The organism is Acidovorax sp. FG42 (genome assembly GCF_057809195.1).
The window spans coordinates 153,162-180,140 of record NZ_JBMDJM010000009.1; the positions used below are offsets into that span (position 1 = coordinate 153,162).

Genomic DNA, 26,979 nt, shown 5'->3' on the forward strand with positions numbered 1-26,979 from the left:
ATGCACCACCGCCCCATTTCCTCATCCACGCCCCGCACCACCCGCCGCGCCGTGCTGCACGCAGCCCTGGCCGCCCCCCTGGCCCTGGGCCTGGCGGGCCAGACCGCAGCACAGTCGGCCGCTACCGCGTTCCCCAGCAAGACCATCCGCTTTGTGGTGCCCTACCCGCCCGGCGGCCCCACCGACCTGATGGCCCGCATGCTGCAACCCGAGCTGCAAAGCCGCCTGGGCGTGCCTGTGGTGGTGGACAACAAGGGCGGCGCGGGTGGCAACACGGGCAGCGCCGAAGTCGCCAAGCAGGCTCCCGCTGACGGCCACACGCTACTGCTGGCGGCCAGTGGCCCGATGGCGGTGAACCCCTCGCTCTACGCCAGCATGCCGTTCAACCCGCTGACCGATCTGGCGCCAGTAATCCAGCTGTCGGCCTTTCCGCTGGTGCTGGAAGTGCACCCCTCGCTGGGCGTCAAAACCCTGGCCGAATTTCTGGCCCTGGCCAAGGCGGGCAAGCCGGTGCTGAGCTTTGCGTCGGCCGGCAACGGCACACCGCAGCATCTGGCAGGGGAGCTGTTCAACACCATGGCAGGCGTGAAGATGGGGCACATCCCCTACCGGGGCGCAGGCCCGGCGCTCAACGATCTGATCGGTGGGCAGGTGAACGTGATGTTCGACATCGTCGGCAGCTCGCTGCCCCACATCCAGGCGGGCAAGCTGATCCCGCTGGCGGTCACGTCCAGCGAGCGCGCCAAGGTCCTGCCCAACGTGCCCACGATGGCCGAGGCCGGTATTGCGGGCTACCAGATCACGGGCTGGCACGGCATTGCCGTGCGCGCGGGTACCCCGCAAGCCACCATCGACAAGCTCAACGCCACCGTGAACGCGATCTTCAAGGACCCCGCCTTCCGCACCAAATGGGAAGCCATCGGCACGCCGGTGGTGGCGGGCAACGCCGCCGACTTTGGCGCGCTGATCAAAGCCGACGCGCAGCGGCTGGGCAAGCTGGTGCGCGATGCGGGCGTGACGGTGGATTGAGCACCGGGCGGCGGGGACATTGACTCAGTAGCCGCGCCCCGGGTTCACCACCCCGGCCACCGCCTCGCCCCGCTCCAGCGCCACCATCTTGCGCGCGATCTGGGCGATGCTTTCATCGCGCAACGTGCGCGCAGAGGTGTGCGGCGTGACGGTGATGCGGGGGTGCTTCCAGAACGGGTGGCCCGCAGGCAGCGGCTCGGTGCGGAACACATCGAGCGTGGCGCCCGCCACCTGGCCGCTGTCGATCGCGGCCAGCAAATCCCCGTCCACCAGATGCGCTCCGCGCGCCACGTTGATGACATAGGCGCCGGGCTGCAGCCGGGCCAGCGTGTCCTTGTTGATCACGTCGGTGGTGTCGGGTGTGAGGGGCAGCAGATTGACCAGCACACGGCTTGCGGCCAGAAAATCGTTGAACTGATCCGCCCCCGCAAACGCGCGCACACCCTCGATGGCCTTGGGGCTGCGGCTCCAGCCGTTGATCGGAAAGTCAAACTGCGCCAGCGCCTTGGCCACACGCTCGCCCAGAACACCCAGGCCCATCACGCCGATGGGGTAGTCGCTGCGCAGGCGCGGCTTGCGGTAGCCCCAGCGCCCAGCGGCCGTGTCGGCCTCGTAGCCGTCCAACTCGCGGAAGTGACGGATGACGGCGTGGCACACATATTCGGCCATCTGCACGGCCATGCCCGCATCGTCCAGCCGCACCACCAGGGCCTGGGGCGGCAGGCGCAGCTTGAGCATGGCATCCACCCCCGCACCGATGTTGAACAGTGCCTTGAGCGCGGGCTGCTCGTCCATGAACTGCTGGGGCGGGGCCCAGACGACGGCGTAGTCGGCCTGGGGAGCGCCGGGCTGCCACACAGAAATCTCAGCGCCGGGCAGCGCGGCGGAAAAGCCCTGGAGCCAGGGCTCGGGCTTGGCGTCAGTACAGCAAAAGGTGATTTTCATGGGCCCCGAGCGTAGCCGCATTGCGCACCCCGCGCTGTCACGCACGGGGTGCCCTGATGGGGCTTACGCCTTCTCGGCCACCACGAGCTTGAGCAGCTCGGCCCCTTCGGTCACCTGGTCGCCGGGTGCGTACAGCAACTCCTGCACCACGCCATCAGCGGGCGCTGCAATCGTGTGCTCCATCTTCATGGCTTCCATCACTGCCAGCGGCTGGCCCTTGGTCACGGCATCGCCCGCCTTCACGGCAAACGACACGACCTTGCCAGGCATGGGGGCCGTCAGGCGACCGCCTTCGGCAGCCGACTCGCCCGAATGGGCCAGCAGGTCGATGGACGTGATCTGCGTGGCGCCCAGCGGGGTGAAGACATGGTCCACCTCACCCTGTGCATACACAGCGGCGCGCGTGCGCTGGCCGGCAAACTGCAGCTCGATGCCGTCGGGAATGGCCGCAAACACCAGCGGACCGGCCAAGGCAGTGTCGCCCTCGCCGACGGCAAGATGCAGGCTACCGCCGCGTTCGTACGTCAGCCAGGCCTTGGCATGTGCACCACCAAAATCGAACTCGAACCGGCGCTGCACCACACCATGGGTGTGGAAGCCATCGCGGCGGCTGAACGGGTCGGCGCCTTCGCTGGCACGCTCTTGCAACAGGGTCTGTGCAATGGCGGCAGCCGCAGCCAGCGGCAGACCCACGGGTTCCTGGTGGAACAGCACAGCCTGCTCGCGTTGGATCAGCGCGGTGTCGAGCTGGGCCTGCGCGAATGCCGCCGTCTTCGCCACGCGGCGCAGAAACTGTACGTTGGTCGCCAAGCCCACGATGTGGGTCTGCGCCAGCGCTTCATCGAGCCGCGCCAGCGCCTGCTCGCGCGTGTCGCCGTGCACGATGAGCTTGGCCACCATGGAGTCGTAGAACGGGCTGATTGCATCGCCCTGGCGCACGCCGGAATCAACGCGTACTGCACCTCTTTCAAACGTCACGCATTCCGGCAAGGCGTACACATTCAGCGCGCCGGTGGCGGGCAGGAAGTTGTTGTCGGGGTTCTCGGCGCAGATGCGCGCCTCGATGGCGTGGCCGGTGATGCGCAGGTCTTCCTGCTTCAGCGGCAAGGGCTCGCCCGACGCCACGCGCAGCTGCCACTCCACCAGATCCAGGCCGGTGATGGCCTCGGTCACGGGGTGCTCCACCTGCAGGCGGGTGTTCATCTCCATGAAGTAGAACTTCATCTGCTCTGGCGCGTCGTAGCCGCCGGGCTGTTCGACGATGAACTCCACCGTGCCCGCGCCCACATAGTTCACGGCCTTGGCGGCGGCCACAGCGGCCTCGCCCATGCGAGCGCGCAGCTCGGGCGTCATGCCCGGGGCAGGCGCTTCTTCCAACACCTTCTGGTGGCGGCGCTGCACCGAGCAGTCGCGCTCGAACAGGTACACGCAGTTGCCGTGCGTGTCGCCAAACACCTGGATCTCGATGTGGCGCGGGCGCTGCACGTACTTTTCGACCAGCACTGCGTCATCACCAAAGCTGTTGATGGCCTCGCGCTTGCAGGAGTCGAGCGCAGCGGCGAAGTCCTCGGCCTTGTCCACCGCGCGCATGCCCTTGCCACCGCCACCAGCGCTGGCCTTGATGAGCACGGGGTAGCCAATGCGGTCGGCCTCACGTTGCAACATGGCCGGGTCCTGGTCCGCACCGTGGTAGCCGGGCACCAGGGGCACCTGGGCCTGCTCCATCAGGCGCTTGGACTCGGCCTTGAGCCCCATGGCGTTGATCGCGCTGGCGGGCGGGCCGATGAAGACCAGGCCCGCATCGGCACAGGCCTTGGCGAAGTCTTCGTTCTCGCTCAGAAAACCGTAGCCCGGGTGGATGGCCTGCGCGCCCGTGGCCTTGGCGGCGTCAATGATGCGCTCCCAGCGCAGATAGCTGTCCTTGGGCGCGCTGCCGCCAATGTGCACGGCCTCATCGCACACGGCCACGTGTTTGGCGTTGGCGTCGGCGTCGGAATACACGGCGACAGTCTTCACGCCCAGACGCTTGGCCGTGGCGGCCACTCGGCAAGCGATCTCACCGCGATTGGCAATCAAAATTTTCGTAAACATCTAAGCCACCTTGGCAGAACCAGAAAAGAAAGAAGACAAGCGCCGCACCACGGCGCGCAGAAACTTGAACAGCACCACCAGCAGCAGCACCGACACCGCCACCATCACCACCAACGCGATGCCAAAGGCCACCGGGTGCTGCGTGGCCAGCCACACCACGGCCACCACCAGGCCATCCTCAAAGAACGACAGCCCCCAGTTGGAAAAGGGCTCGGGCGAGGTGTTCACCGCCGCCCGTGTGGTCATCTTGGTCGCCAGCGCCGTGGCAGACAGCGAGCCCCCCAGCAGCCCCGCCACAACCGCCATCGTGGCGTTGTCGGCCCCAAACACGCCATAGGCCAGCGCAGCCCCTGCGGGCACGCGGATGAAGGCGTGCACCGCATCCCAGGCGCTGTCCACCCAGGGCACCTTGTCGGCAAAAAACTCCACCATCAACATGCAGCCGCTGACCATCAGCACCAGAGGGTGCTGCAGCATGGCCAGGCCGGGAGGCAGCGGCATCCAGCCCAGCACACCCATCATGCCGACGATGAACACCACGGCATACAAGCGAAAGCCGCTGGCCCAGCCCAGCGCGGCGGCCAAAGCCAGCAGGCTGGGCATGTCGAGCTTCGCGGTTGCCGTGGCCGCCGCGTCGCCCACGGCGCGCGCAGTGCCGCCATCGACATGCAGCCCCACGGTGTGGAGCCACTGCACGATGTGAAGCCAGAGGGTGTCCATGACCGTTATGTAGCGATCAACCCAACCAGTTGGGCTTGCGCTTGTTCAGGAAGGACTGCACGCCCTCCTTGCCTTCGTCGCTGGCGCGGATGTCGGCAATGCCCTGCACGGTAGCGGCAATCAGCCCCGCGTTGATTTCGCGCTCGGCCACATCCATCACCAGCTTCTTGCACACACGCACGGCGTTGGGGCTGGCGGTGGTCAGGGCCTTGAGCAGTTCGTCCACCTTGGCGTCGAGCTGGTCGGCAGCCACCACCTCGTGCACAAAGCCGATGCGCAGCGCCTCGGCCGCGCCAAATCGCTCGGCCGTCAGAAAGTAACGGTGCGCAGCGCGCGCACCCATGGCACGGATCACATAAGGGCTAATGGTGGCGGGGATGAGCCCCAACTTCACTTCGCTGAGGCAGAAGCCCGCCGTGTCCACTGCCACTGCCATGTCGCACGCGGCCACCAGGCCCATGCCGCCGGCGTACACATCGCCCTGCACGCGGGCAATCGTAGGCTTGGGGCATTCGTAGATCACGCGCAGCATCTCGGCCAGCTTGCCCGCGTCGGCGATGTTTTCGTCCCGCGTGTAGTCGGCCATTCGGCGCATCCAGTTGAGGTTGGCACCGGCGCAAAAGGCCGGGCCTTCGGCCGCCAGCACCACGGCGCGCACATCGGCGCGACCACCCACCTCGATGAAGGCGGCGGTGATCTCGGCAATGACTTCGTCACTGAACGCGTTGCGAATCTCCGGCTGCGTGAGCGTGATGCGCGCCACGGCGCCGGTCTGGGTGATGGAAAGGTTCTGGCTGCTCATGGCTTGGACGGGTTTTGCAGAAAGTAGACAAGGTCCAGCTCGGGGCAAGGCTGGCCCAGTGCGGTCAATGCAGCAGTGATCTGGCCCCGGTGGTGCGTGCCGTGGTTGAACACATGCGCCAGCGTGGCGGCAAAAGGCAGCGATGCCGCCGTGCCGCGCATGGTGGTGTAGTCGAGCGTGCCGGTCCAGCGCTCGGGCGAGAACGACGCAATCAGCGGCACCCAACGGTCCGCGCCTTCGCGCAGCCGGGCATCGAGCTGCGCGCGGTCACTCTCCAGCTCGGCGTCCAGGGCCACCTTGGGCGAGATTCCTTGGGCAAAGCGCACAAACCACAGATGGTGCTCGCCCACCAGCAGGTGGTTGAGCGTGCCATGGATGCTTTTGAAGAACAGGCCCACATCGCGCCGGTAGGCCTCCTCCGGCAGCGCCCGCACGGCATCGAGCACGCGCGCCGTGGCCCACACGTTGTAGCGTGCCAGCTGGGTGAAGTGGGCAACAGCGTCCATCGCAGCTCTCGGTTCCGGCTTTGGTGGGGTTACATCCGGAACAGGCCGAACTTGGTGTCTTCGATGGGCGCGTTGCGCGTGGCGGCCAGGCCCAGCGCCAGCACGCGGCGCGTGTCGGCGGGGTCGATCACGCCATCGTCCCACAGGCGCGCGGTGGCGTAGTAGGGGTGGCCCTGGTCTTCGTACTGGCGGCGGATGGGGGCCTTGAAGGCTTCTTCTTCCTCCATGCTCCACTGCCCGCCCTTGGCCTCGATACCGTCGCGTTTCACCGTGGCCAGCACGCCCGCGGCCTGCTCTCCGCCCATCACGCTGATGCGTGCGTTGGGCCACATCCACAGGAAGCGGGGGCTGTACGCGCGGCCGCACATGCCGTAGTTGCCTGCGCCAAAGCTGCCGCCGATGATGATGGTGAACTTGGGAACACTCGCAGTGGCCACGGCCGTGACCATCTTGGCGCCGTTGCGGGCAATGCCTTCGTTTTCGTACTTGCGGCCCACCATGAAGCCGGTGATGTTCTGCAGGAACACCAGCGGGATCTTGCGCTGGCAGCACAGCTCGATGAAATGCGCGCCCTTGAGGGCCGACTCGCTGAACAAGATACCGTTGTTGGCGATGATGCCGACCATCATCCCCTCGATGCGCGCAAAGCCCGTGACCAGCGTGGTGCCGTAGCGCGCCTTGAACTCGTCGAACTCGCTGCCGTCCACAATGCGGGCAATGATCTCGCGCACATCAAAGGGCTTGCGCGTGTCCACCGGGATCACGCCATAGAGTTCTTCTGCTGCAAATTTAGGAGCTACCGGCGCATGATCCACTAGCGCCTGTGGCTTGTTTTTATTCAAATTGCGCACCGCATTGCGTGCCAGCTGCAGCGCATGCAGGTCGTTTTGCGCCAGGTGGTCGGCCACGCCCGACAGGCGCGTGTGCACATCGCCACCGCCCAGGTCTTCGGCGCTCACCACCTCGCCCGTGGCGGCCTTCACCAGCGGTGGGCCACCCAAAAAGATCGTGCCCTGGTTCTTGACGATGATGGATTCATCGCTCATCGCTGGCACATACGCGCCGCCGGCCGTGCACGATCCCATCACCACCGCGATCTGGCTGATGCCCATGGCGCTCATGTTGGCCTGGTTGAAGAAGATGCGGCCGAAGTGGTCGCGGTCGGGGAAGACCTCGTCCTGGTTGGGCAGGTTGGCGCCACCCGAGTCCACCAGATAGATGCAGGGCAGGTGGTTCTGCTGCGCCACCTCTTGGGCACGCAGGTGCTTCTTGACGGTGAGCGGGTAGTAGGTGCCGCCCTTTACCGTGGCGTCGTTGCACACGATCATGCAGTCCACGCCGCTCACGCGGCCAATGCCCGCGATGAGCCCCGCACAGGGCGCGTCGTTGTTGTACATGTTCAGTGCGGCCAGCGGCGCGAGTTCAAGGAACGGCGTGCCGGGGTCCAGCAGCATCTGCACGCGCTCGCGCGGCAGCAGCTTGCCGCGCGCGGTGTGCTTGGCACGCGCGGCTTCGCCGCCGCCCTGGGCCACCTTGTCGAGCTGGGCGCGCAGGTCATCCACCAGCGTGCGCATGGCGGCGGCATTGGCCAGAAAGTCCGCCGAGCGGGCGTTGAGTTGGGTGTCGAGAATGGTCATACGGTCTTGCTCTTTCAAGCGGTTTTCTGTTCTTCCAGGCCCAGCTGGTCCTTCATCTCGTCGCGGATCTTGAACTTCTGGATCTTGCCCGTCACCGTCATCGGGAAGCTGTTGACAAAGCGGATGTAGCGCGGCACCTTGTAGTGCGCAATCTGGCCCTTGCAGAAGGCGCGGATGTCGTCTTCGGTCGGCTTCGTTCCGGGCTTGGCGATGATCCAGGCGCAGAGTTCTTCACCGTACTTCTGGTCGGGCACGCCCACCACCTGCACGTCCTGCACCTGGGGGTGGCGGTACAAAAATTCTTCGATCTCGCGCGGGTAGATGTTCTCGCCGCCACGGATCACCATGTCCTTGATGCGGCCCACGATGTTCACATAGCCCTCGGCGTCCATGGTGGCCAGGTCGCCGGTGTGCATCCAGCCACCTTCGTCAATCGCCTCGCGGGTCTTGGCCTCGTCGCCCCAGTAGCCGTGCATGACCGAGTAGCCCTTGGTGCAGAACTCGCCGCGCTGGCCGACGGGCACCACCACGCCGGTGTCTGGGTCCACGATCCTCACCTCCAGGTGCGGCTGCACCTGGCCCACGGTCGATACGCGCTTGTCCAGCGGCGTGTCGGTGCTGCTCTGGCAGCTCACGGGGCTGGTCTCGGTCATGCCGTAGGCAATGGTGATCTCGCGCAGGTGCATCTGCTCCACCACCCGCTTCATCACCTCGGTGGGGCAAGGCGATCCGGCCATGATGCCGGTGCGCAGCGTGCTCAGGTTGAACTCGGCAAAGCGCGGGTGATCCAGCTCAGCAATGAACATGGTGGGCACGCCATGCAGGCCGGTGCAGCGTTCGTCCTGCACCGTCTGCAGCACGGTGAGCGGGTCGAACCCGTCGTTGGGGTACACGATGGTGGCACCGTGCGTGAAGCACGCCAGGTTGCCCAGCACCATGCCAAAGCAGTGGTACAGCGGCACGGGGATGCACAACCGGTCTTCTGGCGTGAGCTTCATGCACTCGCCAATGAAGAAGCCGTTGTTCAGGATGTTGCGGTGCGTGAGCGTGGCGCCCTTGGGAAAGCCCGTGGTGCCGCTGGTGAACTGGATGTTGATGGGGTCGGTGGCCTTCAGCGTCGCTGCGATGGGCACCAGGCGCGGGTCGGCCGCGTTGCCGCGTGCCAGCAGATCGGTAAAGCGCATCAGGCCCGGCTCGTCGGCGCCCTGCCCCGCCTCATCGATCCAGACCACCGTGTTCAGGTGGGGGAGCTTCACGGAGCCCAGTTGCCCCTGCTGCTGGTGGCGCCACTCGGGCGCCAGCTCGCGCAGCATGCCCAGGTAGTCGCTGGTCTTGAAGCGCGCCATGGTCACCAGCAGCTTGCAGCCCACCTTGTTCAGCGCGTATTCCACCTCGGCCGTGCGGTAGGCAGGATTGATGTTGACCAGCACCAGGCCCACCTGCGCCGTGGCCAGTTGCATCAGCACCCATTCGGCGTTGTTGTGCGACCAGATGCCCACGCGATCACCCGGCACCAGCCCCAGGCCCAGCAGCGCACTGGCCAGGCGGTGGGCTTCGGTCTGCAACTGGGCGTAGGTGTAGCGGCGGCCCTGGTGCACGCTGACCAGCGCCTCGCGGCCAGGCTGGCGGGCCACCATGTCGGCAAAAAAGGCGCCGATGGTCTGCTCGATCAGGGGCACATCGGTGGCGCCACGGGCGTAGCTGTCCACCAGCGGTGCGGATTGTGTTGCGGCTGCAGTCGTCACGGGTTTGTCTCCTCGGTCATCCGTCCAGCGCAGGCAGGGCGCGCATGGCGGGCAATTCACAAGCTTTGGCAAGCATAGAAGCCCACGCCCCAGCCAGGTTGCCACAATGGTTGCAAATCGTGCCACGGCTGGCACACTCTCTGACGTGAAGCCAACTGCCCCAACCACCCACCGTTTGTCCACCCCCACCACAGCCCCTGCTGCCACACCCATCGCACCGGCAGCCACGCCGATAGCGTTCGTGCGAGCCATTGCGCTCGCCTACGAACGGCGTGGCATGAGCCCCAAACGCGCCCTGGCCCAGGCACAGATTGCGCCGCAGCTGCTGCAAGACGACAGCGCGCGCATCACCGCGTGGCAGATGGAACAGATCTCCGACGCCGCCATGCAGGAGCTGGACGACGAAGCCCTGGGCTGGTTCAGCCGCCGCCTGCCCTGGGGCAGTTACGGCATGCTGGCCCGCGCCAGCATCAGCTCGCCCACGCTGCAAGTGGCCCTGGCCCGCTGGTGCCGCCACCACGGCCTGCTGGCGGACGACATTGCACTGCAGCTCACCACCACCGGCGACACCGCCACCCTGGCCATCACCGAGGCCCGCGACCTGGGCGCGCTGCGCGAGTTCTGCCTGGTCTCCGTACTGCGCAATGCCCACGGCCTGGCCTGCTGGATGGTGGACTCGCGCATCCCCCTCATCGCTGCCGAATTTGCATTCGATGCGCCGCCGCACGCCGATGCGTATGCCGTGCTGTTCCGTGGCCCGTCCACCTTTAGTGCCCCGCGCACCGCCATCCACTTCGACGCCCGCTACCTGCACCTGCCCCTGCGCCGCGACGAACAGGCCCTGCGCCAGATGCTGCAGCACGCCCTGCCCCTGACCGTGCTGCACTACCGCCGCGACCGCCTGCTGGTGCAGCGCGTGCGCCAGCTGCTGGCCGCGCCCCTGCCATGGCAACCGGCCCACGCCCTGCCCCAGCACAGCGCCGAATCACTGGCCGCGCTGCTGCATGTGTCGCCCCGCACGCTGCACCGGCAGCTGAAGGAAGAAGGCGCCACGCTGCAGGGCCTGAAAGACGAGGTGCGCCGCACACGCGCGGTGGAGCTGCTGCACCGCACGCAGCGCCCCATCAAGCAGGTGGCGGAGGCGGCGGGGTTTGAGAACGAGAAGAGTTTTATCCGCGCGTTTCGGGGGTGGACGGGGCAGTCGCCGGCGGAGTTTCGGAGGGCGCAAGCGAAAATTCCGTGATGACCGAATCCCGCAATCACCACTTTGTCCCGCAGGGCTATCTGCGTGGCTTCGGATGGAAGCGAGGGAAACATCACATGGTGATAGTCCACGACTTCAAAGAGCAGAAGACCTACGAAGCCAACACTCGCAACGTCTGTGCTCAACGTGACTTTATGCGCTTTGATTTCAATGACCGCGCGCCAGACTGGCTTGAGAATGAGCTTGGAAAACTCGAATCGAACGCCATTACTGCAATACGGGACGTCGCCTCGTCAGGCGACTTTCGTGGCGGCAATAGAAATCACATACTCAACTTGATGGCCGTGCTCGCAGTTCGCTCACCAGAGCAACGCGAGAGCATGCGTGACTTTCACGCGCGGGTGGCAGAGCGCATGTTGGATTTGCTGCTGGAGAACAAGGAAGACTGGGAAAAGCACAAAAGGGATATGGAGCAGGAAACCGTTACTCATTTTGGGCGGCTTCGTGGGCCACTTCAGATGGCCCCGCCTTGCATTCGACTGCTTGCGACCAAATGCGTGCCGTCAAGACATTCCCTCAGTTGCCCGATTGAGGCTGATTGCCGTCACTCGATTCTGTAATATGGAGGTCGGCTATCGGCCACAAGCTGCCATGCACACGCGGCTCTTGACGGCAGTACCGTCAACACTGGCAATGGCGTAATCTCTCAGCATCCACTGCAAAGCTATGGCAAAGCGACCCGTCACCCACCGCATGATAGAGGCGTTCAGAGCAGCGATGCTGCATGGCGGCATCAGCGCTGGCGCCGATGCGTTGGGGATTCCCCAACCTTCGATGAGCCGACTCATCGCTGACTTGCAAAAGGTCGTCGGCTTTCCACTCTTCCAGAAGAGCGGGCGAAGCGTCAAGCCTACCGACGAAGCCATTGTTCTTATGACGAAGGTCCAGCAGTCGTTCGTCGGCCTCGAAGAAATCACTAGCTTCTCGACACAGCTGCAAAAGCAAATGACTGGGAGGCTATCGATCTGTACCATCCCTTCGATTGGACACTCGGTGATGCCGGAGATCATCGAGCACCTGCGCGCCAAGTTCCCGGATGTCGTCGTAAGTCTCACGGTGTCTTCGTACCTCGAGGTGGCGCGCAACGTCCGGAACAGGCAGGCTGACATTGGTCTCACGGCGGACAAGCTGTCCATCGGCAACCTCGAGACCGTCGCGGAGTTCACGTCCGATTGTGTCTGCATCGGCACGAGCAAGTGGCTTACTGCTTCCGCGAAGCAAGTCGATGTCAAGGAGTTCGCAGGAAAGCCATTCGTGGCGTTAACCGGCACATTCCAACGGCAATTGGATGCGCTGCTGTCGGCCAACGGCGTGACGGTCGACGCAATGATCGAAGTGTCGCTCTTCCAGACAGTCAGTGAGTTGGTCCTGCGTGGAATGGGTGTGTCGGTCGTAGACCCGCTGACCGGTGCCAAGCACCGCCAGCGTGGAGGCATCACGTTGCCGCTTCGGCCTGCATGCACCTACACCGTATACGCGACCGCGATGAGTGACACGCGGTTGGGAGCGCCTGCGCGGGAGCTGCTCCAGCTGCTCAAGTCGGCCACCGACGCGGCTCGAACACATACCACGCGCGAATAGGTTGTTGCTTCAGGCGGCATGGATGCAGGTCACCGATTTGCCTAGGATCCAGTACACCATCAATCAACCGTAGAGGTCGCCTTGAAGTACCGAATTCCCAGCTTTGCTGCAGCGCTCATGATCGGCGTCCTCGCCCCCCTGCAGGCTGCCCGTGCGGAGTATCCCGAAAAACCCGTCCGACTGATCGTCCCTGCGGCGCCAGGCGGCGCAGCGGACAACCACGCACGCGCACTGGCCATCGAGCTCCACAAGCGGCTGGGGCAGCCGTTCGTCATTGAAAACAAGCCCGGTGCATCCGGCGCGATTGGTATGGACGTGGTTGCAAAGGCAGCGCCTGATGGCTACACCATCGGCAGCAACAACCTCGCCACGTTCATCGTGGGTACGCTCACTGCGAAGCAGCTGCCGTATCGCATCGAGAGCGACTTCACGCCAATTGCCTCGCTGTTTACGCAGCCGAATCTCGTTGGCGTTACGCCGAGCCTACCGGTGAAGACGCTCGTTGAACTGATCGCATATGCGAAGGCGAACCCGAACATGATCTCCTTCGGCTCGACGGGTCAAGGTACGTCTCTTCACGTCCTGACAGAAATGCTGCGTATGAACGCAGGCATCGAGATGGTCCATGCGCCATACAAGAGCGCGCCGGCAGCCGAAGGCGATCTTGCCGCTGGCCATATCCAGCTGATGATCAGCAATTTCACTTCGATGGAGCCACAGGTCAAGGCGGGCCGTATTCGTGCGTTGGCCATCACAAGCTCAACGCGCTCGCCGCGGTTGCCCGACGTACCGACCGTCGCTCAGGCGGGAGCGCCTTACCTCGAGATGGTGACCTGGGCGGGGATCGTCGGTCCGAAGGGCATGCCTCCCGCGATCGTGAAGAGGCTAAATACGACCATCAATGAGATCCTGTCGGATCCCAACTTCAAGAAGCAGTACGAGGCCATGGGCTCCGAAACCGACATCAAGACGCCCGAGCAGTTCGCGGCGATGATCAAGTCGGATCTCGCAAAGTGGGGTGAAGTCATCCGCAAGGGCCGGATCACGGCCGACTAATTTCCCCTAGACCGTACAGAACGTATCCGGTTTTCACCCGGCAATCGGGACAACAGCCCGGATTCGGATGTTTGTTGCAGCCGCAAGCGGTGCGGCACGAATTCATTCACGCACCCTTCATGCGAACGGTGCATTCATAACCTTGCATGAAAGAAACATACCCCATGGGAAAAATTGCAATTGTCGGCGCTGGAAACGTTGGCCAAGCCATCGCTGGCCACATGACTCTGCTCGGCCACGATGTCCGACTGTACTCACGGTGGGAACGCGATTTCGAAGCGATCAACTCGACCGGCGGCATCGAGCTATCAGGCGATGTGGAAGGCCGTGCGGCGAAACCTCTGCTAACCACTGATATCGAGAGGGCGGTCAAAGGCGCAGACACCGTCATCGTCGCAGCACCAGCGTTCGCCCATGCATACTTGTCGCAGCAGCTTGCTGCATTGCTGGAGCCGGAGCAATTGGTGGTTTTCCAGCCCAGTGTGCTGGGGAGTTCGCTGGAACTCGCGAGGCATTTTGCGTCGGCTCGGCGTCCTCCCTGCCTGATCGCGGAAACGCCAACCAGCCTCTATACCTGCCGCCTGCGCGGTCCTGCCAAGGTCTACATCGGAGCCATCAAGCAAGCCGTGCAACTGGCAACCATACCGCACATGGCCTGTGACAAGGCACTCAACCGACTCAGCCAGTACTTCGGCAATCGCTACGTGGCCGGCACCGACACGCTTTCGGTAGGCCTTGGAAACTGCAACGCGATCTATCACGTTCCCCCCGCAGTATTGAACATCAAAACGGTGGAGGACTCGGACAAGCTCCCTCAGCACACGCTGGTCACTCCCAGAATTGCAGAAGTCATCAACGCCCTGGATGAAGAGCGCCTGTCTCTAGCGGCAGCTCTTGACGTAAAGACACACAGCTTCTGGCAGTTTCTCGAAGCCGCCTACGGCGTCACCGACGGCACTTATGTGGAGCGGATTGTCCAGGGCTACGGACGCCAGGCGTTCCCCGAACCCGACTCGTTGACCCACCGTTACTTCACGGAGGACATCCCCTTCGGTCTGGTCACCTGGAGTTCGTTGGCCAAACAAATAGGACTGCCGCTTCCGCTTACGGATGCTTTCATCAGGATTAGCGGGATCCTCTGCGATACCGACTTCGAAGCCACGGGTCGCACGGCACGCGTGCTGGGCCTGGAAGAAAACGACCCGGTGTCCATCAAAGCTGCATTTCTCAACGGTGTGCCACGTTGACCTTCGTAACTGGCATCAGCGAGTCTGCGTGACCACGGGAGAAATATGCTTGAGCTTTCGAAGATCGAGGATGCCGCGAGGCGCCTGAAGGGGAAAATTGCCCGAACCCCTTGCGTGGAGTCCCAACTACTCTCGACCTGGCAGGTTGTCGCATCCACCTGAAGTTCGAGAACCTCCAGTACACCGCTTCGTTTAAGGAGCGGGGGGCTTGCAACAAGCTGCTCCTGCTGACAGAGGAAGAACGCGCTCGTGGCGTCATTGCCACGAGCGCCGGCAACCATGCGCAAGGCGTCGCCTATCACGCACAGCGCATGGGCATTCACGCGGAGATCGTCATGCCGCGCTTCACTCCCATGGTGAAGGTGGATCGCACGCGCGCTTGGTGCCGAAGTGGTTCTCTATGGCGCGCTATTGGAAGAGGCGCGCTCACACGCTGTTGAGCTGGCGAGAGGGTGTGCAGAATTTTGTGTAAACGGACAATCCACCGCCAGCGCAAGCCGGCCTGTCCGTATGTACCATGAGCACCAAGAAACACGACGTACCCGAAGAACTGCTGTGCGGCCTGCTGGCCAACTACAAGAAGCCTGAAGACCTCATCGGCGAGAACGGACTGCTCAAGCAGTTGACCAAGCTGCTGGTCGAGCGAGCTTTGGACGCTGAGCTGACTGAGCACCTGGGCCATGAACGCAATGAGGCGGTGGCCAACCCCGCTGGCAACACCCGCAACGGCAAGAGCAAGAAGACCCTCAAGGGCGAGTTCGGCGAATTGCCCATCGAAGTGCCACGCGACCGCCATGGCAGCTTCGAGCCTCAGCTCATCCCCAAGCACCAGACCCGCTGGGCCGGCTTCGACGACAAAATCATCTCGCTGTACGCCCGTGGCATGACGGTGCGCGAGATACAGGCCCATCTCGAAGAGATGTATGGCACCGAGGTCTCACCCAGCTTGATTTCCTCGGTGACCGATGCCGTGGCCGATGAGGTCAAGGCTTGGCAGGCCAGACCGCTGGAGCCGATTTACCCCATCGTCTATCTGGACTGAATCCACGTGAAGGTGCGCGAGGGCGCGGTGCGGGTCAAGGCGGTGTACCTGGCCATCGGCATCACCATGACGGGCGAGAAGGAGGTGCTGGGTCTGTGGCTGGCGCAGACCGAGGGTGCCAAGTTCTGGCTGCAGGTGGTCACCGAGTTGCGCAACCGGGGCGTGCAGGACATCTTCATTGCCTGTGTCGATGGGCTCAAGGGCTTCCCTGACGCCATTGAGGCCGTCTTTCCCAAGGCGGTGCAGAAGATGTTGCCCAGTTCAAGCAAACTCATGGAGTTCTTTGAGTCTGCGTATGCTAGGTTGAAACGTCCAGATTCGCGTTGCAACATCTGCTTCCCAATCGCTGCACCGTCATCTACAGCACTGTGACCAGAACCCACTCTTTCCCCATGCTCCACCTCCACCACTGCGTCAGCGCCCGCTCCTTCCGCCCCCTGTGGATGCTCGAAGAGCTGCAACTGCCCTACCAGCTCCACATGCTGCCCTTCCCGCCACGCGCCAAGGCGCGGTGGTTTCTGGACGAGAACCCGCTGGGCACGGTGCCGCTGCTGGTGCAGGGCGCCGCGCCGAACGAGGTGCGTATGACCGAATCGGCCGCGATGTGCCAGTACCTCGCTGCCACGCACCCCGACGCGGGGCTGGATGTGGCGCCCACACACCCGGCGTATGGCGCGTACCTGAACTGGCTGCACATGAGCGATGCCACGCTGACCTTTCCGCAGACGCTGGTGCTGCGCTATGGGCGGTTTGAACCGACAGAGCGCAAGCAACCGCAGGTGGTGGAGGACTACAGCCGCTGGTTTCTGGCACGGCTGCGCGCCGTGGAGACGGCGCTGACCCACGGCGCCAACGACTACCTGTGTGCGGGCCGCTTCACGGCGGCGGATGTGGCGGTGGGCTATGCGCTGCTGCTGGCGCAGCACCTGGGGCTGAGCGCGCAATTTGGCCCGGCCACGCAGGCCTATTGGCAGCGGCTGCAACAACGGCCCGGTTACCAGCGGGCAATGACGGCACAGGTGCGTGCCGCTGAAGAGCAAGGCGTACCCACCACGCCCGCACCCGATACGCAGCCCTGAGAACCTATTTAAAGTCTTTTTGCGATCGCGCGGGGGGCCACAAACAGGCTCTGCGGTCAGCAGCCCAGCAGCTCCGGTAACTCCGCCATGCTGCGAAACACGTGCTGCGCGCCCGCAGCCCGCAGCGCGGCACCGTCGTCCAGCGGGGCGTAGGCAAACACGGTGGCCCCGGCCGCCACGCCAGCGGTCACCCCTGTCACCGTGTCTTCGACCACCGCGCAACGCGTGGGCGCGGCCTGCAGCGCTGCGGCAGCGGCCAGGTACACGTCGGGTGCGGGTTTGGTGGCGGGCATCTCGTGGCCGCTGAAAATGCGGCCCGCAAAGTACGGTGCCAGGCCCACCTTGGCCAGCTGCATCTCAACCTTGAAGCGGTCGGCCCCCGAGGCACAGGCAATGCGCCCGTCGTGGTGGGCGTGCACGCGCTCGACGGCGCCGTGGATGTGCTCGATGGCGGTGAGCTGCGCCTCCAGCGCGGCATTGCGGCGTGCGTAGAAGGCCGACATCCATTCGTCGGTCAGCGGGCGGCCGGTGTGGTGCTCAATGCGCGCGGCCTCGCTGCGCACCATCTTGCCGATGAAGAGGCGCATGCACTCTTCGGGCGTCAGCACCCACCCGGCCTCGGCCAGCATGTCGCGCAGCACGCCGTTGGTGATGGGCTCGCTGTCTACCAGCACACCGTCGCAGTCAAACAGGATTGCTTCAAATTTCATAGCTATCGGGGCACGTTGTACTAGCGCCTGGGGTGGTTTTGGCTTGAATTTCAGCCATGCAGGTCTCCATCGACATAGAACCAGCGCCCGCCCTCGCGCACAAAACGGCTGGTCTCGTGCAGGCGCACGGCACGCCCGGCGACACGGTAGCGGGCCACAAACTCGACCACGGCGTGGTCGGCGTCGGTGGTGGCGTATCGGCGCACGTCCAGCCCGAGCCATTTGGCGCCCGCATCAAAGTCGAGCGTGGCCGGGCGGGTGCTGGCGTGCCAGGTGGCCTGCAGGTAGTCGGCCCGCTCACACACAAAGGCGGTGTAGCGCGACCGCATAAGGCTTTCGGCATCAGGGGCAGCCATGGCCTCCAGCCCAGGGGCGCCCAGGTAGCGGCCGCAACAGCTGGCGAAGGGCAAGGGGGTCGCACCTTTGCCCTTGTTGCCACCCGGGCCCGCGGGCGCCAGGCGCCCGCAAGGGCAGGGGTCGTTAGGCTGCGGCAAAGACATCGTGACGCCCCTCAGCGCAAGGCACCAAACACTTTGCGGGTGATGGCGCTACCGGCGGCGGCCGGGTCCTGGCGGATCTTGCGCTCTTCCTCGCCGATCATGAGGTACAGGCCGTCCAGCGTCTTGCCGGTGACGTACTGCGCCAGGTTGGCGTCTTCGGCTTTCAGCAGGCCAAAACTCGCGGCCTTGCCGGCGAAAGCGTTGTACTTCTGCGTGAGGCCGACCTTCTCGGTGGCCTGGTTCACCACAGGCAGAAAACGCTGGCCCAGGGGCGTGCGCGTCTTCTCGGCAAAGAAGGCGGTCACCGAGTTGTCACCCCCGGTGAGGATGTTCTTGGCGTCGGTCACCGTCATGTTCTGCACCGCGCCCACCAGCAGGTCCTTGCCCATGGGCACGGCCGCTTCGGCGGCGCGGTTGATGGACACCACCAGCTCATCAATGCGCTTGCCCTGGCCCAGGGACTTCATGACCTTGGCCGCGTCGTCCAGGTAGCCGGGCAGACCGATGCGCACCTTGGGGTTGCCCAGAAAACCGTCATTGCGGCCCAGCAGCGACACCGCCGCCTGCGCGCCCTGGGTCAGCGCGGCCTTGAGCCCGCTGGCGGCGTCGGCATTGGTCAAATTGCCCAGCGACAGGGCCCAGGCCTGGTGCACGGTGGCGCACAGCAGAGCCCCGGCGAGGCTGGCCTGGGTGAATTGGCGGCGTTGCATGGATCGGTTCTTTCAGAAGGAGCGGGGGCGGCCCCAGATGGGCAGCCACGGGTGCGCGGAGACGATGAATATGGGATTTTCGCTCACCGCATCGAAGGGGCGCAGCAGGCCGTAGACTGCCCCCACCCAAGCATCCAACAAGGAACCTTGCAATGTGGGAAATGAGCGTGCCGTGGTGGGAATTTATCGTGCGCGGCGTGGTGGTATATCTGTTCTTGCTTGTGTTCATGCGCCTGTCGGGCAAGCGGCAGACGGGCCAGTACGAGCCGTTTGACCTGATCCTGCTGCTGATCCTGTCGAACGCGGTGCAAAACTCGATGAACGCGGGCGACAACTCGCTGGTGGGCGGGCTCATCTCGGCCAGCACGCTGATGCTGTGCCACGTGGCCCTGGCCCGGCTGGCGTTTCACTTTCCGCGCATCGGGCGCTGGGTGGACGGCCAGGCGCAGGTGCTGATCGATAAAGGCCAGCTGAACCAGGCCCTGATGCGCAAGGAGCTGCTGACCCGCGACGACGTGGAGGCCGCGCTGCGTGCTGGCGGCTGCCTGCACGCGCACGAGGTAGAGCGTGCGACCATCGAGACCAACGGCCAGATCACCGTGGTGCTGCGCCGCCGTGGCGACGAGAGCTGACCCGTAGCGCCCAGCGCCTGCTACCGCCCCAACCACACCATCCGATATGACTGCACTGAATGTTCTGGGCACCATGCTGATGCCCTGCTCCTACGACCCGCTGACCGGCTTTTACCGTGACGGCTGCTGCAACACCGACGAGCACGACCACGGCACCCACGTGATCTGCGCACGCATGACGCAGGCGTTTCTGGACTTCTCGCTGTCGCGGGGCAACGACCTCATCACCCCCCGGCCCGAGTATCGGTTTGCAGGCCTCAAGCCCAACAACCGCTGGTGCCTGTGCGCCCTGCGCTGGAAGGAGGCCTACGAGGCGGGTGTGGCACCGCCGGTGATCCTGGAGTGCACCCATGCGCGTGCGCTGGAGTTTGTGACGCTGGCGCAGTTGCAGAGCGCGGCGCTGTCCAGCCGCTGACCCAGCAGCCACGGGCCGCAGCGCAACCCGGGCCGGGTGTGACGCTGCTGCCACCCTACTTCTGTCGGGTTGCCGGTGGTTGGCCGCACGGCGAAAGATCAGGACTTTGTGTTCCTCCCTTTCGCTGCACATGCGGCCACATCCGACACCATGACCATCACCCTTTCTGCACCGCTGCGGCACGCGCGTGCCGCTGCCAACCTGCCTCTTTCCTCCACCCCACTGCGCCTGTGCGCGGTCAGCGCCGCCGTGGCCGCTGCTGCCCTGCTGAGCGGCTGCGAAACCACCAACATGCGCATGGGCAGCGCCGATGCCAAGACCGTGGCCACCGGCAGCGCTGCGGGCGGTGCCTCCACCGGCGCCAATGACTCGCTGGAGCGCTGCGAAAGCCCGCTGGGCACCGTCTCGCTGATCGAAAACCAGCAGGCCGGCTGGTACACCATCCTGCGCGACCAGTACCGCCTGCCGCCCACGGCCAACCTGCTGCGCCTGCTGGTGCAGCAGTCCAACTGCTTTGTGGTGGTGGAGCGGGGTGCGGCCGGCATGAACGCGATGACGCGCGAGCGCGCGCTGATGCAGTCGGGCGAAATGCGGCAGGGCAGTCAGTTTGGCCAGGGCCAGATGGTGGCCTCGGACTATGGCCTGTCGCCCGAAATCGTGTTCCAGAACAACAACGCGGGTGGCGCCTCCGCATCGCTGGGCGGCCTGGTCGGCGGCCGCGCAGGCGGCTTGCTGGCAGCCATTGGCGGCAGCATGAACACCAAGGAGGCCAGTGCGCTGCTCACGCTCATCGACAACCGCTCGGGCGTGCAGGTGGCGGCCTCGGAAGGCAGCGCCGCCAAGACCGACTTTGGCGCCATGGGGCAGCTCCTGGGCGGCTCGGGCGGCGCGCGCATGGGCGGCTACTCCAACACGGCCGAAGGCAAGGTGATTGCGGCCGCCTTCATGGATGCGTTCAACCAGATGGTGCAGTCGCTGCGCAACTACCGCGCCCAGACGGTGAAGGGCCAGGGCCTGGGTGGCGGCGGGCGGCTGAGTGTGGACGGCGCCGCACCGCCCTCGCAGACATCGGCCGCACGTGCTGCCGCGCAAAGCAATGGAGCCACCGCCGGGCTTTCGCTGCGCGACGCGCAGGCTCGCCTGAATGAGCTGGGCTACAACGCGGGCACGCCCGATGGCGCCATGGGCGGCAAGACCGCATCTGCACTGCGCGCGTTCCAGAAAGACCGGGGCATCGCGCAGTCGGGCAGACTGGATGCGGCCACGATGGTGGAGCTGTCAAAGTAACCGTCCAGTTCAGTAGTGAAAAAGGCCGCCATGGCAATCCATGGCGGCCTCTCTTTTCCACACACGGCGCAGACATCGAACGCGATGGGCGATAGGGCAGCCCCCTTGCCAGGAAGCGCCCAAGCACCATCAGTTCTGCGTGTAGCAGGCCTTGTTGGCAATGATGAGGTCTGCGTAAGCCTCTGCACTGGCTGCCGTAGGAAATACCGTGGGGGTACTGTCTCCGAACACGCACAGATAGGCACCCTTGCGAGTCCACACAGAGCGCGACGTGATGCCCGACGGCGTCACCCAGGTGCTCCAGAAAGCTGTGGCGCTTGCCGTGCTTCCGCTGCGGTCGAAGTTGAACACGCCCAGATCGGTAAGCGGCCCCGCGATCGTGCCCTGGCCCGAGCAGTCGGCCGTCGCATAGGTCATGACGCCTTGTGCGGCCGTTGCCCGGGTATCGCTTTGTCGGGCAATGCGCCAAAGCACGCGCCCCCACACACCAGGCCGCACCACGGAACACTGGCCCTGCTTCCAGTCACCCTCCGGCAGCCCCTGCGCAGCGGTCGCGCAGCTCACGTCCACCGTACTCACGTTGGCCGATCCCACCGTGCCCGTACCGTTGCGCACCGTGCAGCTCTGGCCCGAAGGCTGTGTGCGCACCGTGATGGCGTAGGCCGTGCCACCCGCCAGCGCTGTGCCGAAGGTGAAGCCGCCGTTGCTGGCAACCGACAGGTCGTCGCGCCCGTTGTTCTGCAGCACCACGGTGCCGCCCGCCAGGCCGCTGACCGAGCCGCCCACGGTATAGGTGGCCGCCGCCAGGTTCTCGCAGCGCACCTGCACGGTGCTCACATTGGCGGTGGCCGTGCCAGTGCCTTCCGTCACGGTGCAGCGCTGACCGCTGGGCTGGGTCTTGACTGTGACGGCATAGGCAATGCCGTTGTCCAGGCGCGTGGCGAACACGAAGTTGCCATTGGCGTTCACCGTCAGGTCGTCCTTGCCGGCGTTCTGCAACGTCACTGTCTTGCCAGCACCCAGACCACTGACCGCGCCGCCGATGCTGAATGCACCCGCACTGGGCGGCGGCGTGCCGTTGTTGTCATCACCGCCGCCGCAGCCCGCCAGCAAGGCGGCAGCCAGGCCCAGGGGGGCCCAGCGGAAGATAGGTCGTGCGGGGTGCCAGGTGCGCCCGGCACCCGTTGCGCTGGCTTGTCGTGTCATGAACAGAAACCTCGTGATGGTGAATGGAGCGCGGATTCTGTGCAGCACCCCCTCCCATGCGAAACCCTACGCTGGTAGGGTTTGCGCGCCGTCCATCCTGCTGAACACTTGGCAGAATTTGCCCGCAGGCATACCTTTCGGTATGGGCCGCCCGCCGGGCTGCCTCCCCGCCCCCCCCGCATGTCTCCTTCCTCTCCTTACGCGCTCATCCTCGACGACCATCCGCTGGTGGCACACGGCATGGCCGAATTTCTGCGTGCCCGCATGCCGCAGATGGACGTGGTGGTGGCCTCCGGCGCGGACGACCTGCTTCGCTGGGTGGGCACGCGGGGCACACCGGCCATCGTGCTGGTTGATTTCTGGCTGGCCGAGGGCTCGGCGCTGGGCCTGATCGCGCAGGTGCGCGCGCACTGCCCGGGCACCCCCATTGCGGTGATCAGCGGCGACGATGACCCTGCGGTGATGGCGCAGGCCCGGCAGGCGGGCGCCCAGGGCTTCATCCACAAGCAGGCCGCACCCGACACCTTTGGCCTGGCGGTGGAAGCCTTGCTGGGCGGCCTGGTGTGGTTTGAGCCCGGCCAGATCGGCAGCCAGCCGCCGCGCAGCCGCGACCTGCCGGTGACACCGGCAGAGTTGGGCCTGTCTGCACGCCAGGGACAGATCCTTGCGCTGGTGCTGCAAGGCCTGCCCAACAAGCGCATTGCGTCGCAGCTCGACATTGCAGAGAGCACCGTGAAGGAGCACGTGACGGGCATCCTGGAGCGGCTGCGCGTGCGCACACGGGTGGAGGCCATCACCCTGCTGCGTGGGCGGCGGCTGGAGCTGTCCTGATGCGCCTTTTGCGGCCCTGGGTGCTGGCCACTGCGCTGGGCCTGTTCGGAGCTCTGTCCGCAAGCGCGCAGACACCGTCCCAGGACCTGGCCGAGCTGGACCGCCTGCAGACCCTGTCGCAGCGCAACAGCGCGGAGACCGTGCAGGCACTGCAGGCGGCAGCCCCACGCTTTGCCCGCGCGGCGCATGTCGATACCCGGCGCACCTACTACGCCGCGCTGGCAGACGCGGCCTTCGAGACCGGGCAGGCCCCCGTGGTGACGGAGGCCATCGCGCAACTGAAGGCGCTGGCATCCACGTCGAACGACATGTCCTCGCAGGTGCTGGCCGCTGCCTTTGAGGCCCGGCAACTGGCCGTGGCGGGCAAGACACGTGCGGGGCTGGCGGCGCTGGCGCAAGTCGCGGCCGGGGCCGAGACCGTAGGCGACCCCTGGGTGCGCTGGCTGTACCACCTGACGCTGGGCGCGCTGCACAGCGGCAACGGGCAGTTTGAAGAGGCACTGGCCCAGCTGCTGCGCAGCCTGGAGCTGTCGCGCACGCTGCCTCGCCAGGCGGCCACGGCAGAGCTGCGGTCGCGCACGCATCTGGAGCTGCTGCATTTCGACATGAAGAACCCGGAGCGGGCGCTGCAAACCATCCGCGAGGCGCTGCCCCTGGCCGAGAAGCTGGATGCCCGGCAAGCGCTGGGCTGGCTGCACCTGCACCGGGGTAACGTCGAAAACGTGCAGGGCGACCTCGACACGGCCATAGCGGCATACCGCCAAGCGCTGCAGATTGCGCGCGCAGGAGGGCTGGCCGGGCTCCAGGCCACGGCGCTGAACAACCTGGGCGACGTCCTGCTGCAGCGCAAGGCGTATGCGGAGGCGGAGCCTGTGATGCGCGAGGCGCTGGCCGCCTACCGCGACGCACACGAATTGAATGGTGCCGCACTGGCCCAGGCCAACCTGGGCTTTGCGCTCATGGGGCAGGGCCGCATTGCGGCCGGTGTGCACGAGGTGGAGGCGGGCATCCGGTTTGTGCACGAAGCGGGCTCCCTGCCCATGGAAGAACAGCTGCTGGGCGAGCTGTCGCGCATGTATGAACAAGCGGGCCTGTACCGCGAAGCCATGGCCACCACCCGCAAGCAGCAGGCGCTGGCCAAGGAGCTGTTCCATACCGAGCGCGACCAGGCCGTGGCGACCTTGCAGGAGCGCTTTGACAGCGCTGAGCGCCAGCGCCAGATCGATCAGCTGGCGCAGGCCAACCGGGTGCAGGATGCCGAGCTGCGCGTGCGCCGCATGCAGCAGATAGGACTGGCGGCGGCTGTGGCCCTGGCACTGCTCGCGGCGGGCGCCAGCTTCTGGCTGTACCGCCGCACGCGCACGGCCAACGAGGCCCTGGCCGCCGCCCGGGGACAGGCAGAAAGCGCCCTGACTGAGAAAAACATGTTCCTCGCCACCGCCAGCCATGACCTGCGCCAGCCCGTGCACGCCATGTCCCTCATGGTGGAGGCGATCAGCCTGCGCAATACCGACCCGGTCCTGCGTCCGCTGGTGGCCGATCTGCGCGCCAGCATGCAGGCCATGAGCCAGCTGTTCAATGCGCTGCTGGACCTGTCGCGCCTGGAGTCGGGGCAGCCACTGGGCCACAAAACCGCCGTGGACCTCGGCGCGCTGCTGGCAGATGTGGTGCGGCTGTTCCGCGAGCAGGCCAGCCTGGGCGGCCTGACCCTGCGGCTGCGGCTGCCGCGCCGTGGCGCCACCGTCTGGGCCGAGCCGGTGCTGCTGCGCCAGGCGTTGGCGAACCTGGTGCAGAACGCCATCCGCTACACGCCGCAGGGCAAGGTGCTGGTGAGTGCCCGCGCACGCGGCGGCGGCTGGCTGGTGGAGGTGCGGGACACGGGCATTGGCATTGCCCCGGCCGATCAGGCCCGGGTGTTCAGCCCCTACTACCGGGGATCGCGGGCCGACCAGATGGACGACGCGGGGCACGGCCTGGGTTTGGCCGTGGTGGCGCGCTGTGCCGAGCAGTTGGGGGCGGCCTACGGTGTGCACTCGCTGGCGGGGCGGGGTTCGCGCTTCTGGCTGCGGCTGCCAGCCCATGTGGCCACCGATGCAGGCGCGCCCACCACCTCTGCCGCAACGCACCACCAGGCTGTGGCGAGCCGACCGCTGCAGGGCCAATGCCTGGTGCTGGACGATGACCCCCAGGTGCTCAAGGCCTGGCGCGCCATGCTCGAAGCCTGGGGCGTGGCGGCAGCCTATGCCACCACCGGGGTCGAAGCCCATGGCCTTCTCGACGAAGGGCTGGTGCCAGATGCCATCTTCTGCGACCAGCGGCTGCGCTCGGGCGAGAGCGGCTTTGACATCCTGCGCACGCTGCTGGCAAGCTGCCCTTCCGCCCGGGGCGCGATGGTCAGCGGCGAATTCGACGCGCCCGCCTTGCGGGATGCCGAGGACGAAGGCTACCTGGTGCTGCGCAAGCCTGTGAACCCTGCAGAGCTGCATGCGGTGCTGGTGCAGTGGCTGGCTCATGGCAAAAGCCAGCGGGAACAGCACCCCGTGCCTTTCCAATAAGCCCTTCCACAGCACCGGCCGTCCGCCAGCGGTGCACCGCCCGTCTGCCCGCTGCACGCAGCAATCCCCAACCCCCCTACCATCCGCAGCCATCGACCGGCGACACCGACACGCTGGCAAGTCACATGAGGAGGGAGCCACACCATGACCACCACCGGGACCACCCCACCGCCCGGCCAGCCCCGCTGGCTGTACCAGGCGCAGGACGCGCAAGGCCGCCCCACCGAGGGCTTCGTGCATGCCCAGACGGCCGAAGAAGCCATGCAGGCCATTGCCGCGCTGCAGCAGCCGCCACTAACCCACGTGCAGCTGCACACCTCCGGGCTGTATGCCCGTGCGATGACCGAAATGGCGGACGACGCACTGGGCACCCTGGACGTGAAGGCGCTGCGCCAGCTGGCGCGCGACCAGATCGAAGCCCAGGAGAACCCCGGCCTGTGGACCACGCTGCGGCAGCTGCTGCGCAACAACCGCACCTGGCTGCTGGTGTGCGCAGCCCTGGTGGCGCTGGCCGTGTGGCGCCAGTGGAGCCCATGGGTGCAGGGGATATTGGTACTGGCCATGCTAGCGCCGCTGGGGGTGTTTGCCTACATGCACCGGTTTCAGCGCATGTACCTGCAGATGCTGCACGCGCACGCCACGGGCGACCTGCCTCGTCTGGACGTGCTGGCCCAGCGGCTGACCCGTTCAGCCGAACGGCATGCGTTTTTGCGGCAGCCCGCCTGGGACGCCGCCGTGCGCATGGCCTGGTTCGAGGCGCGAGCCGAAGGGGTGGACGCCGCCATCCTGCGCTTGCGTGTCCACCCCATGCGTCCGGCAGACGACAACGAATTCTTGGCCCGCATCTACACCCTGCCCCTGGCCACGGGCGACCATGCGGGCTTTACTGCGCGCCTGCGCGACCTGAGGGCGCAGCGGCCGGGAGAGCCCACTTTGCAGCTGGACCTGGCCCTGAGCGAGGCCCGCGCGGGCCACACCGACGAAGCGCAGCGCCTCGTGGACACCCTGCAGCCCGCCATGCTGCCCCCCCACGGGCAAGCATTCATCGACTGGGTGCGGGGCATGATTGCGCTGCGCGACCCGGCCCGGGCAAGCGAGGCTGCCAGCCACCTGGGCAAGGCGTGTGAGCAATTTCTGGGGCTGGTGCGCAAGGCCCCGGGCGCCTGGCCCTCACTGGCCGTGTGCACCTGCGACTACGCACTGGCCTTGGCCTGGAGCGGGCGCGCGGAAATGGGGCGCAACGTGTTTAGCAGTGTGCAGCCGGTGGCCCGGCACCACGCCGAGCCCGAGCGGCTCGCGCTGCTGGAGCGCGAGTTACGCCTCAGGGGCTGAGCGTTGTGGACCGCGCCCGAAAGGCCTCCTACACACCGCAGGTCGGGCACCGTGGCG

At 65.7% G+C, this 26,979-nt stretch carries 24 protein-coding genes and 2 pseudogenes; 15 read left to right on the forward strand and 11 right to left on the reverse strand.

Annotated elements, in window-relative coordinates; translation table 11 throughout:
• Positions 1–1,029, forward strand: a complete 1,029-nt coding sequence (locus ACODSM_RS11840) for a Bug family tripartite tricarboxylate transporter substrate binding protein (protein ID WP_291446991.1) — start codon at positions 1–3, stop codon at positions 1,027–1,029.
• 24 nt (positions 1,030–1,053) lie between these two features.
• Here the strand turns inward: ACODSM_RS11840 and ACODSM_RS11845 are convergent, their stop codons facing one another.
• The 7 genes from ACODSM_RS11845 to ACODSM_RS11875 form a co-directional block, all read right to left on the reverse strand.
• Positions 1,054–1,974 carry a 2-hydroxyacid dehydrogenase gene (locus ACODSM_RS11845; protein WP_488805394.1) on the reverse strand — a complete coding sequence of 307 codons (921 nt, stop codon included), beginning with the start codon at positions 1,972–1,974 and terminating at the stop codon, positions 1,054–1,056.
• Between the two features lie 63 nt (positions 1,975–2,037).
• On the reverse strand, positions 2,038–4,065 hold the full coding sequence (locus ACODSM_RS11850; protein ID WP_488805395.1) for an acetyl/propionyl/methylcrotonyl-CoA carboxylase subunit alpha: 2,028 nt from the start codon (positions 4,063–4,065) through the stop codon (positions 2,038–2,040).
• Entirely contained in the window at positions 4,066–4,785 is a 720-nt protein-coding gene (locus tag ACODSM_RS11855) for a DUF4126 domain-containing protein (RefSeq protein WP_422847814.1), read from the reverse strand.
• A 16-nt stretch (positions 4,786–4,801) separates the two neighbouring features.
• Complete coding sequence (locus ACODSM_RS11860; RefSeq protein WP_488805396.1) at positions 4,802–5,587, reverse strand: enoyl-CoA hydratase/isomerase family protein; 786 nt, start codon at positions 5,585–5,587, stop codon at positions 4,802–4,804.
• On the reverse strand, positions 5,584–6,093 hold the full coding sequence (locus ACODSM_RS11865; RefSeq protein ID WP_488805397.1) for a DinB family protein: 510 nt from the start codon (positions 6,091–6,093) through the stop codon (positions 5,584–5,586). The genes ACODSM_RS11860 and ACODSM_RS11865 overlap by 4 nt, the downstream gene beginning before the upstream one ends.
• A gap of 29 nt (positions 6,094–6,122) precedes the next feature.
• A complete protein-coding gene (locus tag ACODSM_RS11870; protein WP_110960347.1) occupies positions 6,123–7,730 on the reverse strand; it encodes a carboxyl transferase domain-containing protein in 1,608 nt (535 codons plus the stop codon).
• A 14-nt stretch (positions 7,731–7,744) separates the two neighbouring features.
• Complete coding sequence (locus ACODSM_RS11875) at positions 7,745–9,475, reverse strand: AMP-binding protein (protein ID WP_488805398.1); 1,731 nt, start codon at positions 9,473–9,475, stop codon at positions 7,745–7,747.
• A gap of 106 nt (positions 9,476–9,581) precedes the next feature.
• On the opposite strand from ACODSM_RS11875, the gene ACODSM_RS11880 reads away from it, so the two are divergent.
• The 8 genes and pseudogenes from ACODSM_RS11880 to ACODSM_RS11915 all read left to right on the forward strand — a co-directional run bounded on the left by ACODSM_RS11880 (position 9,582) and on the right by ACODSM_RS11915 (position 16,744).
• A complete protein-coding gene (locus ACODSM_RS11880) occupies positions 9,582–10,718 on the forward strand; it encodes an AraC family transcriptional regulator (protein ID WP_488805399.1) in 1,137 nt (378 codons plus the stop codon).
• Positions 10,718–11,299 carry a DUF4238 domain-containing protein gene (locus tag ACODSM_RS11885; protein WP_488805400.1) on the forward strand — a complete coding sequence of 194 codons (582 nt, stop codon included), beginning with the start codon at positions 10,718–10,720 and terminating at the stop codon, positions 11,297–11,299. The genes ACODSM_RS11880 and ACODSM_RS11885 overlap by 1 nt, the downstream gene beginning before the upstream one ends.
• A gap of 106 nt (positions 11,300–11,405) precedes the next feature.
• Positions 11,406–12,320 (forward strand): LysR family transcriptional regulator, encoded by a 915-nt coding sequence (locus ACODSM_RS11890; protein ID WP_015015765.1) that lies wholly within the window; start codon positions 11,406–11,408, stop codon positions 12,318–12,320.
• An 81-nt stretch (positions 12,321–12,401) separates the two neighbouring features.
• Positions 12,402–13,376: a Bug family tripartite tricarboxylate transporter substrate binding protein gene (locus ACODSM_RS11895; RefSeq protein WP_240485260.1), complete on the forward strand. Its 975-nt coding sequence runs from the start codon at positions 12,402–12,404 to the stop codon at positions 13,374–13,376.
• Positions 13,377–13,522: 146 nt separating this feature from the next.
• Positions 13,523–14,623 (forward strand): NAD/NADP-dependent octopine/nopaline dehydrogenase family protein, encoded by a 1,101-nt coding sequence (locus ACODSM_RS11900; RefSeq protein WP_083871635.1) that lies wholly within the window; start codon positions 13,523–13,525, stop codon positions 14,621–14,623.
• Positions 14,624–14,668: 45 nt separating this feature from the next.
• A pseudogene (locus ACODSM_RS11905) lies at positions 14,669–15,070 on the forward strand (pyridoxal-phosphate dependent enzyme); the annotation flags it as partial.
• A gap of 70 nt (positions 15,071–15,140) precedes the next feature.
• A pseudogene (locus tag ACODSM_RS11910) lies at positions 15,141–15,902 on the forward strand (IS256 family transposase); the annotation flags it as partial.
• Positions 15,903–16,057: 155 nt separating this feature from the next.
• Complete coding sequence (locus tag ACODSM_RS11915; RefSeq protein WP_488805401.1) at positions 16,058–16,744, forward strand: glutathione S-transferase family protein; 687 nt, start codon at positions 16,058–16,060, stop codon at positions 16,742–16,744.
• 56 nt (positions 16,745–16,800) lie between these two features.
• Here the strand turns inward: ACODSM_RS11915 and ACODSM_RS11920 are convergent, their stop codons facing one another.
• From ACODSM_RS11920 to ACODSM_RS11930, 3 genes are read right to left on the reverse strand one after another with little or no spacing between them, the layout of a single operon-like run.
• On the reverse strand, positions 16,801–17,454 hold the full coding sequence (locus ACODSM_RS11920; protein WP_488805402.1) for an HAD family hydrolase: 654 nt from the start codon (positions 17,452–17,454) through the stop codon (positions 16,801–16,803).
• A gap of 50 nt (positions 17,455–17,504) precedes the next feature.
• On the reverse strand, positions 17,505–17,954 hold the full coding sequence (locus ACODSM_RS11925; protein ID WP_295944533.1) for a YchJ family protein: 450 nt from the start codon (positions 17,952–17,954) through the stop codon (positions 17,505–17,507).
• A gap of 11 nt (positions 17,955–17,965) precedes the next feature.
• Complete coding sequence (locus ACODSM_RS11930; protein ID WP_295944531.1) at positions 17,966–18,664, reverse strand: DUF4197 domain-containing protein; 699 nt, start codon at positions 18,662–18,664, stop codon at positions 17,966–17,968.
• Between the two features lie 152 nt (positions 18,665–18,816).
• Between ACODSM_RS11930 and ACODSM_RS11935 the strand changes: the two genes are divergently transcribed.
• From ACODSM_RS11935 to ACODSM_RS11945, 3 genes are all read left to right on the forward strand, one after another.
• Positions 18,817–19,296, forward strand: coding sequence for a DUF421 domain-containing protein (locus ACODSM_RS11935; RefSeq protein ID WP_209817877.1), 480 nt, complete (start codon positions 18,817–18,819; stop codon positions 19,294–19,296).
• Between the two features lie 46 nt (positions 19,297–19,342).
• The gene (locus ACODSM_RS11940; protein ID WP_015015773.1) at positions 19,343–19,711 is read left to right on the forward strand and encodes a DUF2237 family protein; all 369 of its coding nucleotides are present in this window, start codon (positions 19,343–19,345) and stop codon (positions 19,709–19,711) included.
• Positions 19,712–19,861: 150 nt separating this feature from the next.
• Entirely contained in the window at positions 19,862–20,998 is a 1,137-nt protein-coding gene (locus ACODSM_RS11945) for a peptidoglycan-binding domain-containing protein (RefSeq protein ID WP_295944529.1), read from the forward strand.
• A gap of 129 nt (positions 20,999–21,127) precedes the next feature.
• Here ACODSM_RS11945 and ACODSM_RS11950 read toward each other — a convergent pair whose 3' ends face one another.
• Positions 21,128–22,204, reverse strand: coding sequence for a hypothetical protein (locus ACODSM_RS11950; protein WP_209817873.1), 1,077 nt, complete (start codon positions 22,202–22,204; stop codon positions 21,128–21,130).
• 180 nt (positions 22,205–22,384) lie between these two features.
• On the opposite strand from ACODSM_RS11950, the gene ACODSM_RS11955 reads away from it, so the two are divergent.
• From ACODSM_RS11955 to ACODSM_RS11965, 3 genes are all read left to right on the forward strand, one after another.
• Positions 22,385–23,035: a LuxR C-terminal-related transcriptional regulator gene (locus ACODSM_RS11955; protein ID WP_043565694.1), complete on the forward strand. Its 651-nt coding sequence runs from the start codon at positions 22,385–22,387 to the stop codon at positions 23,033–23,035.
• The gene (locus ACODSM_RS11960; RefSeq protein ID WP_488805403.1) at positions 23,035–25,590 is read left to right on the forward strand and encodes an ATP-binding protein; all 2,556 of its coding nucleotides are present in this window, start codon (positions 23,035–23,037) and stop codon (positions 25,588–25,590) included. Before ACODSM_RS11955 ends, ACODSM_RS11960 begins: the two co-directional genes overlap by 1 nt.
• Positions 25,591–25,734: 144 nt before the next feature.
• On the forward strand, positions 25,735–26,922 hold the full coding sequence (locus ACODSM_RS11965) for a hypothetical protein (RefSeq protein WP_488805404.1): 1,188 nt from the start codon (positions 25,735–25,737) through the stop codon (positions 26,920–26,922).
• The last annotated feature ends 57 nt before the right edge of the window (positions 26,923–26,979 follow it).